Genomic DNA, 13,037 nt, shown 5'->3' with positions numbered 1-13,037 from the left:
CGCCGAGATCGGCCCGCCCGCCGCGGCCGCCCTCCCTCGCCTGCGCGAGCTGCTGACCGACCGCTACGAGTGGGTCCGCGTCCACAGCGCCGCCGTCCGGGAAGGCCGGCGGAACCATGCCGGACGCCTCCGTCACGCGGCGGCCGGCACCTCCGGCCGCGCGCCCGCCGAGGCGGGCGTCAGGGCCAGCTCCAGGACCGTGCGGACGTCCGTCACCGTGTGCACCTCGAGCTCCTCCAGGACCTCCTTCGGCAGGTCGTCCAGGTCGGGCTCGTTGCGCTTGGAGATGATGACGGTCTTGACGCCCGCCCGGTGCGCGGCGAGCAGCTTCTGCTTGATGCCGCCGACCGGCAGCACCCGCCCGGTCAGCGAGACCTCACCGGTCATCGCCACGTCCGGCCGCACGTGCCGGCCGCTGAGCAGCGAGGCGAGCGCGGTGGTCATGGTGATGCCCGCGCTCGGGCCGTCCTTCGGGACGGCGCCCGCCGGCACGTGCAGGTGGATGCCGCGGTCCTTCAGGTCGCCGACGGGCAGCTCCAGCTCCGCGCCGTGCGAGCGCAGGAAGGACAGCGCGATGTGCGCCGACTCCTTCATCACGTCGCCCAGCTGACCGGTGAGGGTGAGCCCGGAGGCACCGGACTCGGGGTCGGCGAGGGACGCCTCGATGTACAGGACGTCGCCGCCGGCGCCGGTGACCGCCAGCCCCGTCGCGACGCCCGGCACCGCCGTACGCCGCTCCTCGGGCTCCTGCAGGGACTCCGGGGTGAAGTGCGGCCGGCCGATCAGCGGGCGCAGCTGCTCCACGCCGACGGTGTACGGCAGTTCCGCGTCGCCGAGCTCGTGCTGGGCGGCGACCTTGCGCAGCAGCCGGGCGACGGAGCGCTCCAGGTTCCGTACGCCGGCCTCACGGGTGTACTCGGCGGCCAGCTTGCGCAGCGCCCCGTCCTCGATCAGCACCTCGCCGTCCGCCAGCCCCGCGCGCTCCAGCTGCCGGGGCAGCAGGTGGTCGCGGGCGATGACGACCTTCTCGTCCTCGGTGTAGCCGTCGAGGCGCACCAGCTCCATCCGGTCCAGCAGCGCCTCCGGGATGGCCTCCAGCACGTTGGCGGTGGCCAGGAAGACGACGTCGGACAGGTCGAGCTCGACCTCCAGGTAGTGGTCGCGGAAGGTGTGGTTCTGCGCCGGGTCCAGGACCTCCAGCAGGGCGGCCGCGGGGTCGCCGCGGAAGTCCGAGCCGACCTTGTCGATCTCGTCCAGGAGGACGACGGGGTTCATCGACCCGGCCTCCTTGACCGCCCGGACGATCCGGCCGGGCAGGGCGCCGACGTAGGTACGGCGGTGGCCGCGGATCTCCGCCTCGTCGCGCACGCCGCCGAGGGCGACGCGGACGAACTTGCGGCCCATGGCCTTGGCCACGCTCTCCCCGAGGGACGTCTTGCCGACGCCGGGCGGGCCGACGAGGGCCAGCACCGCACCGCCGCGCCGCCCGCCGACGAGGCCGAGGCCGCGGTCGGCCCGGCGCTTTCGTACGGCCAGGTACTCGGTGATGCGCTCCTTGACGTCGTCCAGGCCCGCGTGGTCCGCGTCCAGGACGGCCTTGGCGGCCTTTATGTCGTACGCGTCCTCGGTGCGCTCGTTCCACGGCAGCTCCAGGACGGTGTCGAGCCAGGTGCGGATCCAGCCGCCCTCCGGCGACTGGTCGCTCTGGCGCTCGAGCTTGTCGACCTCCTTCAGCACTGCCTCGCGGACCTTCCCGGGCAGGTCGGCGGCCTCGACGCGGGCGCGGTAGTCGTCGCTCTCCTCGCCCTCCGGCTCGCCGTTCAGCTCGCGCAGCTCCTTGCGTACGGCCTCCAGCTGGCGGCGCAGCAGGAACTCGCGCTGCTGCTTGTCCACGCCCTCCTGGACGTCCTTCGCGATGGACTCGGCGACGTCCTGCTCGGCGACGTGGTCCTTCAGCCACTCGGTGGCCAGCTTCAGCCGGGCCACGGCGTCGGCCGTCTCCAGCAGGCGGACGCGCTGCTCGGTGGAGAGGAACGGCGAGTAGCCGGAGTTGTCGGCCAGCGCGCCGGGGTCCTCGATCTGCTGCACGCGGTCCACGACCTGCCAGGCGCCGCGCTTGCGCAGCCAGCTCGCGGCGACGGCCTTGTACTCCTTCATCAGCTCGGTGACCGAGCCGGGGAGCGGGTCGGGAACGTTCTCGTCGACGGCGGTGCCCTCCACCCACAGGGCGCGGCCCGGGCCGGTGGTGCCGGCGCCGATCCTGACGCGGCTCAGCCCGCGGATCAGGGCGCCGGGATCGCCGTCCGCGAGCCGTCCCACCTGCTCGACGCGGCCGAGGACGCCGATGCCGGCGTACGTGCCGTCGATCCGCGGCACGAGGAGGACCTTGGGCTTCCGGCCGGTCTCGCGCGCGGTCGCCTGCGCGGCCTCGACGGCGGCCCGGACCTCCTGGTCGGACAGGTCCAGGGGCACGACCATGCCGGGGAGGACGACCTCGTCGTCCAGCGGGAGGACGGGCAGGGTCTGCGGTGTGAACGGCTGGGGCTCAGTAGCCATGATCTCCCCTTCGGCATGCAAGTTGAGTTACATCGACTCAATGCAGGGGGGCGCGGGGTTGTTCCCCGGCCCCGCGGTTGTTCGCTGTGGGCGATCGCCGGCGCGTGGGTCCCGGGCGCGAGGTGTGACGTGCCTCTCCCGGAGGGGCTCGTTCAGCTGATACGACTCCGGCATGACTCGACGTGGTGGGGTGCTCATCGGTCTCGGTGTGCTCGTCGCGCTGCTCGGCGCCGGATGCGACGGCGGCTCCGGGACGGAGCCCGACCGGGCGCCGGGCGCCACCTCCACCTCCCCGGCCCGGCCGTCCGCGTCCGCCGCCCCGCCGTCCGCGTCCCCGTCGCGCACTCCCGATGTCGTGCAGCCGACCGATCCCGGGGCCGTGCTGGTCAGGTACAAGGAGGAGGGCGGTATCGACGGGCGGATCGACGTGCTCACCGTGTTCGTCGACGGGCGGTACGTCGTGGAATCCGGTCGCGGGACCAGGAAGGGCAGGCTCGGCGCCGCTGACGCCGAGCGGCTGCGCGAGGCGCTCGCCGCCGTGCGGTTCGACGAGATCGACGCCACCGACATGGGCATGCCCTACACGGGGCCGGATCAGCTGAACACCACCGTCCAGTACCAGGACCGCTTCGTGGTGCTCGGCGAGGGCTGGGACATCCCGGGGATGCCGGCCGTACTCGACGCCCTGCCTCCCCTGCGCCCGTGAGGCCCGACTCGCTAGGCTCGACGGCCATGGACCAGCCCCTCACCCTCGATCACCGTGAAGGACCGTACGGCGAGGTCACCCTGCGGCAGCGGGGGGACGACTTCGAGATCATCGCCAACGGCTGCTTCCTCATGGACACCTCCGACGGCCGCTCCGAGCGCCTGCTGATCCGCGCGGCGCTGGCGGAGCTGGACGGGCGGCCCGGGCCCGCCGTGCTGATCGGAGGGCTGGGCGTCGGATTCTCGCTGGCCGAGGCCGCCGCGGAGCCCCGGTGGGGGCGGATCGCGGTGGTCGAGCGGGAGCGGGCGGTGATCGACTGGCACGTCGGGGGACCGCTGGCCCGGATCTCGGGGCAGGCCCAGGCCGATCCCCGTACGGAGATCGTCGAGGCGGACCTCGTGGCGTACGTCCGCGAGGCGGGGGTGTCGTACGACGCGCTCTGCCTGGACATCGACAACGGCCCGGACTGGACCGTCACCGACGGCAACGCGTCCCTCTACTCCCCCGCCGGCCTGGCCGCCTGCCGATCGAGGCTGACCCCGGGCGGCGTCCTGGCGGTCTGGTCCGCGCAGCCCTCCCCCGCCTTCGAGGAGGCCCTGCGCACGGCGGACTTCACGGACGTGCGCACGGAGGAGATCCCGGTACGCCGCGGGGTGCCGGACGTCGTACACCTGGCGCGGCGTCCACTCCCCTGAGCTACTCCCGCCCCAGCCGGCTCCGCGGCCCGCGCCAGGCGCACACCGCGAGGCCCGCGGCGAACAGCAGCACGGCCGTCGACCACGCGGCGGGCTGCGGGCCCGGCTGCACCGGCCAGGCCCACGCCGCCGCGGATCCGCCGGGTGCACGGGGTGCGGCCAGATACGCCGTGGCCGTGTACGCGAGCGGCAGCATCCAGGCCAGACGGGCGCCGAAGACCACGGCGGAGAGCGCCGCGAGGCCGGCCGTGCCGAGGACGTTGCGCACCATCGCCTGGGTGCCGAAGACGGCGGCGTCCGTGGTGACCGTGGCGCCGAGGGTCACGGCGTACAGGCCGGTGAGCGCGAGCAGTTGTCCGCTGCGCAGGCACCACAGCCGGCGGGCGGCGGTGCGGTCCAGTTCGGCGGAGTGCGAGTACAGGCTCGCTGCCGCCGCCGAGCCCGCCAGCAGGGGGGCCAGGGCGACGACAGGTACCCGGGCGCTGGTGCCGAAGCGCGGGGCGTCCACGAGCCAGTCGGCGCAGCGCCAGGCGAGCAGCGTGACGGCGACGAGGGTGAGGAGCGCGGCGGGCAGGCCGCGGGAGCGGGCGTAGCCGGTCATGGGAGCTCCACCGTGTCGACGGCGCACTCGCGCGCTGCCGTGAAGTACGCGGTCAGCCAGGCCTCCCGGCCGGCCGGGGACAGCGCGTCGATCCGGTCGATGACGGCGCGGGTCCGCCGGACCTCTTCCTCGTCGGCGAAGAAGCCGATCCGCCGGTCGTCGAATTCCATCACCCAGGCATCCACGGCGCTGTTGAGAAGCCGCGCCCGCGGGCCGAAGCGGCAACCGTGCCGTACCAGGCCCATCGCGCTCCAGGCGTTGCGGACGAAGAACTCCCCGTCGTCGATGCGGTTGCGCGCGCTGTACATGTCCGCGGGCGGCAGCGCCCGGTCGCCCTCGGCGCGCCGCCGCCCGGGCGCCTCGACGAGGCGCTCCGGCAGACCAGGCACACCGCTCAGCTTCGCCCGCAGGGGGTCGAGCCTCCTCGACGCGTCGTCCAGCAGGCCGCCGTGCACGGCGGTCAGGCACAGCCGGGGGGCCTTGCGGTCGCAGACCAGTGCCGTGGCTCCCGGATCGCTGCGCCACGGGTCGCCGCCCTGCGTCAGCAGCCCGCCGCCCACGACCGCGAGCAGCAGCGGCACGACGGCGAGCGGTTTGTGACGTAGCGAAGCCACGGCGACCACCAGCGCCGCCCCGCCCACTCCGGCGGCCAGCAGCATCTCGGCCGGCGGTTGCCACCAGGCGAGGGTGTGGCCGGCCGAGGTGCGGCCGTCCACGGGCGACAGCCGGGCGAGCGGGCCGTCCGTGTACGCCGTCGCGCCCAGCAGCACGTAGGCGGCGACCGCCGAGACCGGTGCCGTGAACGCCCGCGGCACCGCCCGCCCGAGGGCGAAGCCCAGGGTCCCGAAAGCCGCGGTGAGGGTCGCGTGCGCCACCGCCGAGGCGAGCAGCGGGCGGCCGTACGAGACGTACAGGAGCGCATACGCGTGGCAGACCGCGGCGGCGGCGAGGTAGCCGAGAGCCGGCCACAGCGCGGCGCTCACCCACGCCGGCAGGGAGCGGCGCAGTAGGCCCCTCGGGGTGCTGGCGAGCAGCTCCGTCAGCCGCGTCCGGTGCTCGCGTGCGCCCTGCCAGGCGCCTGCGGCCGTGGCGAGTGGCGCCGACAGCAGCACGAGGGTGCCGAGCAGGCCGGCGGTCTGCGACCAGCTCGACGGCCAGTCCGTGCCCGCGCGCGAGTCGGTTGCCTTGCCGGCCATCGCCAGCGTGACCGAGAGGAAGATCAGCAGGGCGGACAACGGGCCTGTCCCCCGCCGCAGTTCCGTGCGGAACGGCCCGGCCCCGCGGGCGGCCGCGGTGCCCTCCGCCCCGGCCGTCCGCTCCAGCACCCCGGCGCGGCTCAACGCCCCACCCCCGCCCGATGGACCCGCAGAGCCGCCGTGTAGCCGCGCTCGATGGGGCTGTCCCCCACGCCGCTGCCCGGCTCCGCGAGAGCCGTGAGCTGCTCTGTCGTCCCGCGGTACGCCACCTGGCCGTCGGCCAGCAGCGTCACCTCGCGGCACGCCGTGGCGACGTCCTCCACCAGATGCGTGGAGACGATCACCGCGGCCGTCCGGCCGAGTTCGCGCAGCAGGTCGCGGAACTCCACGCGCTGCTCCGGGTCGAGACCCGCCGTCGGCTCGTCGAGGAGCAGCAGTTCCGGGTCGTTGACGATGGCCTGGGCGATACCGACCCGGCGGACCATGCCGCCGGACAGCGTACGGACCTTGGCGTCGATGCGGTCGGTGAGGTCGACGCGCGCCACCGCCCGTTCGACGGCGGCGGGGGTGTGGGCGCCGGGCATCTCCTTCAGCCAGGCGACGTACGAGACGAACTCCCGGACGGTGAAGCCCGGGTAGTACCCGAAGTCTTGCGGAAGGTAGCCGAGTCGGCGGCGGACCGACGTGCGGCTCCTTGTGCTCGCGATGTCCTCCCCCAGCAGCCGCACCTCGCCCGCGTCGGGCTCCGCGACGGTGGCCAGCACCCGGATCAGGGACGTCTTCCCCGCGCCGTTGGGGCCGAGCAGTCCGTGCACGCCGGCGTCGAAGGAGAGGCTCACTCCGTCGAGCGCCGTACGGCGGCGGTGCCGGACCGTGAGGCCGCGGACGTGTGCTGTCGTCACCTGTGCTCCCGTCATGGGTGGAAGGGGTTCTGCGGAAGGGGCTCTGCGGAAGGGCGCGGAGGAAGGGCGCCGCGTGCCCTAGAACCGCGGCCGGTCGTACGCCGTCCGCCGCGCCGCCAGCAGCCCCGCGCTGCCCAGCCCCACGGCCGCCCACGCCGCCTGCGCGCCGGGCGCGGCGGCGAGGGCCTCCAGCACGGCGGCCGGTGCGGGAGCCGCGGCACCCCGGGGCGTCAGCGTGACGGCCAGCCAGCCGCCGCCCAGGACCGTGCAGGACGACCGGCAGCCGAGGAATCCGCCGAGGGCGAGCGCGCAGAGGCAGAGGCCGAGGCAGGGCAGCAGCCAGACCGCGGCCCCCGGGGAGCCGGGGGGCGGAGCGGGCAGCAGCAGGCCGGTCACCGCGACCAGGGGCACGGACGCGGCGAGCACCACGGCGGTGCGCACCAGCAGCAGCCGCAGGCCGCCGGCCGGAGTGGCCGCGGTGAGCTCGTGCAGCGGGTCGGCGTGCGGGCCGTAGGACACGGCCACTCCCAGCAGGGGCAGCACGGGCGCGAGGACCAGCAGCCAGTCCCGGGCGCCGTCGTATCCGGTGAGGCGGGCGGCGGCGACGGCCAGGGCGGCCACGAGGAGGACGGCGGCGGACCACGGCCTGCTCAGCGCGGGGCCGGCAGCCCACGCCAGCCGGGCGGTCGCGGTGAGGCGGAAGCGCGACGCGTCACGACCGCGGGCGGCGCCGGCCGGGCAGGCAGCCCGGTGGGCACCACCCGATACGCCGACCGCGTCCCGCAGCACCGCCTCCCGCACCGCCGCGAGCCGTGCCCCCGCCGGCCCCGCGGCCACCGCGGCCGACACCGCCGACGCGCACTCCGTGCAGGACTCCACGTGCTTCTCCACCGACCAGGCGTCGGCGTCCGCCGCCTCTCCCGCGGCGTAACGCCCGGCCAGCTCCGGTGTGACGTGCCAGCTCACGCCGCACCTCCCAGGGCCGACCGCAGCGCCCGGCGGGCGCGCAGGGCACGGGTCTTGACCGTCCCCTCGGGTATGCCGAGGTGAGCGGCGGCCTCACGCGTCGTCAACCCGTCGATCACCGTGGCCCGCAGCACCTCCCTCAGCTCGGGCGAGAGGCGGTCGAGGGCGTCGCCCAGCTCCCCGTACTCCAGGCCGGCCGCCAGCACGTGCTCCTCGGCGGAGGGAGCCGGCGGGGCCACCGCGTCGCGTGCGCGCGCGGCCCGCACGGCCGAGCGCTGGGCGTCGACGAGCCGCCGCGCCGCGAGGGTCCACAGCCAGCCGCCCGCGGAGCCGCCGGCAGCGCCCGAGTAGCGGGCCGCCGTCCGCCACACGGTCACGAACGTGTCCTGCAGGGCCTCGTCCACCAGCTCCGCGTCCGCGCACCGCCGGGTGAGCCGCAGGTGCAGCCAGCCGGCGTGCCGGTCGTAGAAGGCGGCCAGCGCGTCCGCGTCGCCACGTGCGACGGCGCGCAGCAGCGCCGCGTCGGCGGGCGGCTCCTCCGGTGGTCGGGCGGTCATGGCCCGGAACGCTCTCACGCCCCCTTATCGACGGGGAAGGTCCCCCCGGTTCACCGGCGCCCACGCGGGTCGTCCCTCACCCGAACCGCCCCGCCACGTAGTCCGCCGTCCGCTGGTCGCGCGGCGCGCCGAACATCGCCGTTGTCGGGCCCTGTTCCAGGACCACGCCGGGGGTGCCCTGTTCCGCGAGGAAGAACGCGCACAGGTCGGAGATGCGGTGCGCCTGTTGCATGTTGTGGGTGACGATCACGATCGTCACCTCGTGCACCAGTTCGCGGATCGTCTCCTCGATGCGGCGCGTCGAGGTGGGGTCCAGGGCCGAGCACGGTTCGTCCATCAGCAGCACGCTCGGGCGTACGGCCAGCGAGCGGGCGATGCACAGGCGCTGCTGCTGCCCGCCGGAGAGGGCCCCGCCCGGCTGGCGGAGGCGGTCGCGGACCTCCTTCCACAGGCCGGCCTTGGTCAGGCACTCCTCGACCAGGTCGTCCTTCTCCGCGGACCGCAGCCGGACTCCGGTGAGCTTCAGGCCCGCGGTGACGTTGTCGTAGATCGACATGGCCGGGAACGGGTTGGGCTTCTGGAAGACCATGCCGATCCTGCGGCGGGCCTCGGTGAGCCGGCGGCCGGGGGCGTAGATGTCGCCGCCGTCCAGCAGCACCTCGCCGGCCAGGGACGCCGACGGGACCAGTTCGTGCATCCGGTTGAGGATCCGCAGGAACGTCGACTTGCCGCAGCCGGACGGGCCGATGAGCGCGGTGACCTGGCCGGCGGGCATCGTGAGCGACACCCGGTCGAGCACCTTGTGGTCGCCGAACCAGGCCGACACGGCACGGGCGTCCAGGGTCTGTCCGCGCGGCACCGGGTCGGTGAGCTCGGTCAGGGGCGGGAGAGCGATGGTCTCGCTGCTCGGGTCAGCTGTCACGTCGGGTTCCCTCTTCGTCTTCCGGTCGTGCTGTACGGCGGTCATGTGCCCTGCCCTCAAACCAGGTTCGGCATCAGCAGCAGCGCCTGGTCCGCTGCGGCCAGGCCCAGGACGGCCATCAGGGGGACGCCGACGAACCACGTCTGGCCGCGGCCCCAGCGCGCGCGGACCCAGGCCAGCGCGGCGGCGGCCAGGACCAGCGCCTGGCACCACAGGACCAGCGGCATCCACGCCGTCTCCTGCGTGCCCATGGCCTGTTCGTCGGCGGGCAGTGCGCCGGGGCGGACGGCGGGAGCGGCGGCGCCCTGCGGCTCGGACACCAGCTCGGCGTCGACGCGGAGGATGCCCGTCGGCATGAACGGCGTCCCCTCCGCGGTCACCAGGGTCAGCCGGCCCTCGCCGTCCCCGGGCGGGGGCGGCTGCGGGTCGCCCGCCCGGCGGATGCCGGTGATGCGGTAACGGTGCTTCCCCTGGCCCGTGGTGACGGTCAGCTCCTCGCCGGGCAGTACGTCGTCCAGCCGGGCGAAGGGGCCGCCGAAGACGGCCTGGCGGCCCAGCAGCACGCTCACCCCGGCCTGCCCGGGCAGCGGGGTGTCGCGGCGGTGGCCGGGGCCGCGGGCCAGCAGCCCCGGGGTGGTGCCCTCGCGGACCACCTCGCGCAGCCGGATGCCGGGGATGTGCAGGACGGCGACCAGGGAGCCGGGTTCCAGCGCCGTACCGCCGTCGGTCGGCGCGGCGGCGACAGGGGCGGTGCCGGTGGCGAGCTGGGCGCGCAGCGCGGCGTAGTCGACCTGGCGGTCGCGGCCGTGCCGCAGATCGCCGAGCGGTCCGGCGTTGGCGACCAGGCCGAGCATCAGGGCGGCGAGGATGAGCAGGGCCGCGCTGAGGGTCCGCAGGTACGGGCCGGGGCGGGGCGGCGCGGGACGGCGCGGCGGCGCGGGCGCCTCCTTGGGGCCCCCGGGGACGGCGGGGAGCAGGGTCTGGGTCACGGGCGGTCGCCGTCCGGCCAGATGACGGGCGGCAGGGGCCGGCGTTCGCGTACGGCCCACACGGCCAGGCTGCCGAGGAAGACCAGCAGCGCGGCGAGGAACGCCAGCTTCGCGGAGTCGTCGCCGGTGCCGGGCATGCTGCCGCCACCGGTTCCCCCGCCGGTGCCTCCCCCGGAGCTGCCGCCGCTGCCCCCGTTGCCGCCGTTGACGGTGGTGCTGATGCCCACGGTGTCGCCCCCGTCTGCCGACGTGTCGGTCGGGTCCGGGGTGGGCGACTCACTGGTGGGCGGCGGCGAACTCGGCGGCGGCGACGTCGGTGGCGGGGATGTCGAAGGCGGCGACGTCGGCGGTGGGGACGTGGCCGGCGGGGTGGTCTGGCCGCCGCCCGGCGCGGTCACCCAGTCGGTGCCGGACGTGAAGCGGATCGCCCCGTCGAAGTCGCCGAACGTGGTGCTCCCGAACGCGAGCCGGCACGTCACCGTGAACCGGTAGTCGCCCTGCAGCGTCGGGAAGCCCACCTCGTCGGCGTAACCGCGCATGTGGAGGCGCAGCGGCACCCGCAGCCGGCCGTCCTGCACGCCGAAGGCGGTGACCGCCGTGTTGCCCACGACGATGTAGTCGTCGGGGAAGCCCGAACCGCGCACCGTCACGATGAGGTTGGTCGCCTCCTCGGGGCAGACCCCGGAGAGCGACATGTCGATGGGGGTGTCGTCCTTGCCGTGGTCCGGTACGAACGCGATCGTCCCGATCGGCGCGGCGTCCGCGGTGCCGGTGGCGAACGCCAGTACGCCGGTGGCGATGGCGGCGGCGCCGGCGGCGGCCGCCGTGGCCTGGGTGAAACGCTGCAGCACGTCTGTCTCTCCTTGGGAAACGGGGGCGGGGGCGGGGCGGCGGTCAGTCGTCCCAGTCGACGCCCTCGGCCGTGGCGGCGGGCCGGCGGCGGATCCACCACCAGGTGCCGCCGCCCGCCAGCAGCAGGACCGCCGCGCCGACGGCGCCCGCGAGGGCCCCGGCGTCGGGCCCCGAGCCGTCCGCCGCGGTCGCGGCCGCCGGCTGCGTCGGCGCCGTGGACGCGCCGGGTACGCCGACCGCGCCCGGATCCGTACCGCCGGCCTGGCCCGCCGGGGCCGTCGGCGACGCTCCCGTGCCCGCCGCGGTTCCGCCCGGCGCTTTGGCCGGCGCCGGGGACTCGGGCTTCGCCTGGGTGCCGTCGCGGTACGCGTCGGGCTTCGTGAAGCGCATCGTCCCGGTGAAGGTCCGCTCCGGGGTCTTGTCGAACGGCCCCTTCAGACAGGTCATCGTCAGGGTGTACGTGCCGTACAGCCGCTTGAGGTGGACCATGGTCGCGAAGTCCCGCATGGTGAAGCTCAGCGGTACGACGGGACCGCCGCCGGGGCCCGTCCCGTACGCCTCCAGGCCCGAGTTGCCCACGAGCACCTCGCCGGCCGCGGGCAGTCCCGGGCCCTTGATCCAGGTGATCAGGTTGGTGCTGCCCTCGGGGCACGGGCCGGAGGCGGCGAGTGTCATCAGCTCGATGTCGCTGCCCTTCTCCGGGGTGACCGTGAGCCCTCCGCCGGCGGCCTGCGCGGCGGGCGCGAACGCGCCGGTGAGGAGCAGGCCGAGCGCGGCGGCCGCCGCCGTACGGGCGGCCGTGCCGGAGGGGGCGCGGGTGCGGGGGGCGGAGTCGTTCCACACAGGAGCCGTACCGCGCCGGGCCGGGGAGCCGGGTCCGCCGCGGCGGCGGCGCCATCGGCGTACGCCGTAGCCCGCCGCGCCGAGCAGGAGCAGGCCGGCGAGCAGGGCGTAGAACCAGGAGACGGCCGTGAAGCCCGCGGACTTCGCGGACGGCGGCAGGGGGATCCGGATCGTGTCGCCCTGGACCGGCAGGGGGGTGACGGACACGGTCGAGCTGCCGCGGAAGGTCGGCAGGACGCCGTCGGCCCGCGCGGTGAACTCCAGCTCGTTGCCCGGCAGCAGCTCGGGGATGTCCTTCGGGCCGGTGGCCCGCTCGCCGCCGAAGAGGTCCTGGACGCGCACGGCCTGCCGCACCCCGACGCGCAGGTTGCCGGTGTTGCGGACGCGGTAGCGCACGGTGGCGCCGCCCGCCCCGAAGGTGCTGGGGTGGTACGTCGTGGTGAGCCCGGTGACGGTCAGCCCGGGCCGCAGCTCACCGGCCACGCGCACGTAGACGCGGGCGCCGACGCGCTGTTCGACGATCGCCTCGTTGCCCTTGGCGTCGGTACGGCGGGTGGCGAGCGCGGCGACGATACCGGCGGCGTGGTCGCCCGGCGTGGCCCGCGCCGGGATGCGGACGTTGAACGGCACGAAGACACGCGAGCGCGGCTTGACGGTGACGGTGTCCTTGCCGACGGCGAGCCAGGTGCCGGCGTCCCGCGGCTTGTCCTTCGCGGCGAGGAGGTCGAAGCCGCCCTCGGGGGTGGTGAACCCGTCGCTGGCGTACAGGCGCAGCGTCAGAGGCTTGCGGCTGTAGTTGAACACCGCGATGTGGTCGCGGGTCGCGGCGCCCGCGGTGACGCTGTACGAGAAGTTCGGGCGCAGGTCCGGCTTCTTCCCGGTCGCGGGCTGCACGCCGAAGGTCGCCCGGCCGTCCGTGCCGTCGGACGAGGCGCTGATCTGGACGGCGGCGGCGGGCCGGGCCGCGACGGCGGTCGGGGTGGCGGCGGGAGCGGGCGGCGCGGGCACGAGGCCGAGGAGGCAGGCGGCCGCGACGGCGGCGCCTGCGGCGCCGAGCCGGCGGGCGCGGCCGGCGGCCGGTGCGCGGCGGGCTGAGGTCCTGGTCATGGCGGGTCCGTTCCGTTCCGGGCGTGACGCGGGTGGGGCGGGGGCCGCCCCCACGACGATGGGGCGGGGGCCGCCCGAAGGCGGCGGGCGGGCGGCCAGGACACCGGCCGCGACCTGATCGTCGTCACCGACTGGATGGCCGGCC

Annotated in this window: 12 protein-coding genes; 2 read left to right on the top strand and 10 right to left on the bottom strand. The window is 75.4% G+C overall.

Annotation, left to right across the window (positions count from 1 at the left end):
• Positions 1-132 precede the first annotated feature (132 nt).
• Positions 133-2,556: an endopeptidase La gene (lon, locus tag AB0M28_RS37575; RefSeq protein WP_365414825.1), complete on the bottom strand. Its 2,424-nt coding sequence runs from the start codon at positions 2,554-2,556 to the stop codon at positions 133-135.
• Positions 2,557-2,728: 172 nt separating this feature from the next.
• Between lon and AB0M28_RS37570 the strand changes: the two genes are divergently transcribed.
• Together AB0M28_RS37570 and AB0M28_RS37565 are read left to right on the top strand one after the other, a co-directional pair.
• Positions 2,729-3,262: a hypothetical protein gene (locus AB0M28_RS37570; protein ID WP_365414823.1), complete on the top strand. Its 534-nt coding sequence runs from the start codon at positions 2,729-2,731 to the stop codon at positions 3,260-3,262.
• A gap of 26 nt (positions 3,263-3,288) precedes the next feature.
• Positions 3,289-3,957 (top strand): spermidine synthase, encoded by a 669-nt coding sequence (locus AB0M28_RS37565; RefSeq protein ID WP_365414821.1) that lies wholly within the window; start codon positions 3,289-3,291, stop codon positions 3,955-3,957.
• A 1-nt stretch (position 3,958) separates the two neighbouring features.
• Here the strand turns inward: AB0M28_RS37565 and AB0M28_RS37560 are convergent, their stop codons facing one another.
• The 9 genes from AB0M28_RS37560 to AB0M28_RS37520 form a co-directional block, all read right to left on the bottom strand.
• Positions 3,959-4,558 carry a hypothetical protein gene (locus AB0M28_RS37560; protein WP_365414819.1) on the bottom strand — a complete coding sequence of 200 codons (600 nt, stop codon included), beginning with the start codon at positions 4,556-4,558 and terminating at the stop codon, positions 3,959-3,961.
• Positions 4,555-5,898 carry a hypothetical protein gene (locus AB0M28_RS37555; protein WP_365414817.1) on the bottom strand — a complete coding sequence of 448 codons (1,344 nt, stop codon included), beginning with the start codon at positions 5,896-5,898 and terminating at the stop codon, positions 4,555-4,557. The genes AB0M28_RS37560 and AB0M28_RS37555 overlap by 4 nt, the downstream gene beginning before the upstream one ends.
• The gene (locus tag AB0M28_RS37550; protein WP_365414815.1) at positions 5,895-6,671 is read right to left on the bottom strand and encodes an ABC transporter ATP-binding protein; all 777 of its coding nucleotides are present in this window, start codon (positions 6,669-6,671) and stop codon (positions 5,895-5,897) included. The genes AB0M28_RS37555 and AB0M28_RS37550 overlap by 4 nt, the downstream gene beginning before the upstream one ends.
• A 63-nt stretch (positions 6,672-6,734) precedes the next feature.
• Positions 6,735-7,622: a zf-HC2 domain-containing protein gene (locus tag AB0M28_RS37545; RefSeq protein ID WP_365414813.1), complete on the bottom strand. Its 888-nt coding sequence runs from the start codon at positions 7,620-7,622 to the stop codon at positions 6,735-6,737.
• Positions 7,619-8,179 (bottom strand): sigma-70 family RNA polymerase sigma factor, encoded by a 561-nt coding sequence (locus tag AB0M28_RS37540; protein WP_365414811.1) that lies wholly within the window; start codon positions 8,177-8,179, stop codon positions 7,619-7,621. Before AB0M28_RS37540 ends, AB0M28_RS37545 begins: the two co-directional genes overlap by 4 nt.
• 76 nt (positions 8,180-8,255) lie before the next feature.
• Positions 8,256-9,020: a phosphate ABC transporter ATP-binding protein gene (locus AB0M28_RS37535; RefSeq protein WP_365414827.1), complete on the bottom strand. Its 765-nt coding sequence runs from the start codon at positions 9,018-9,020 to the stop codon at positions 8,256-8,258.
• A 137-nt stretch (positions 9,021-9,157) separates the two neighbouring features.
• Positions 9,158-10,090: a sortase gene (locus AB0M28_RS37530; RefSeq protein WP_365414809.1), complete on the bottom strand. Its 933-nt coding sequence runs from the start codon at positions 10,088-10,090 to the stop codon at positions 9,158-9,160.
• On the bottom strand, positions 10,087-10,941 hold the full coding sequence (locus tag AB0M28_RS37525; RefSeq protein ID WP_365414807.1) for a hypothetical protein: 855 nt from the start codon (positions 10,939-10,941) through the stop codon (positions 10,087-10,089). The genes AB0M28_RS37530 and AB0M28_RS37525 overlap by 4 nt, the downstream gene beginning before the upstream one ends.
• A gap of 43 nt (positions 10,942-10,984) precedes the next feature.
• Complete coding sequence (locus tag AB0M28_RS37520; RefSeq protein ID WP_365414805.1) at positions 10,985-12,892, bottom strand: hypothetical protein; 1,908 nt, start codon at positions 12,890-12,892, stop codon at positions 10,985-10,987.
• Positions 12,893-13,037 lie beyond the last annotated feature (145 nt).

This window comes from Streptomyces sp. NPDC051940 (genome assembly GCF_040680895.1).
Classification (GTDB): domain Bacteria; phylum Actinomycetota; class Actinomycetes; order Streptomycetales; family Streptomycetaceae; genus Streptomyces.
Note: the sequence above shows the minus strand (reverse complement) of the source record. Positions and strands in the feature narration are given on the sequence as shown.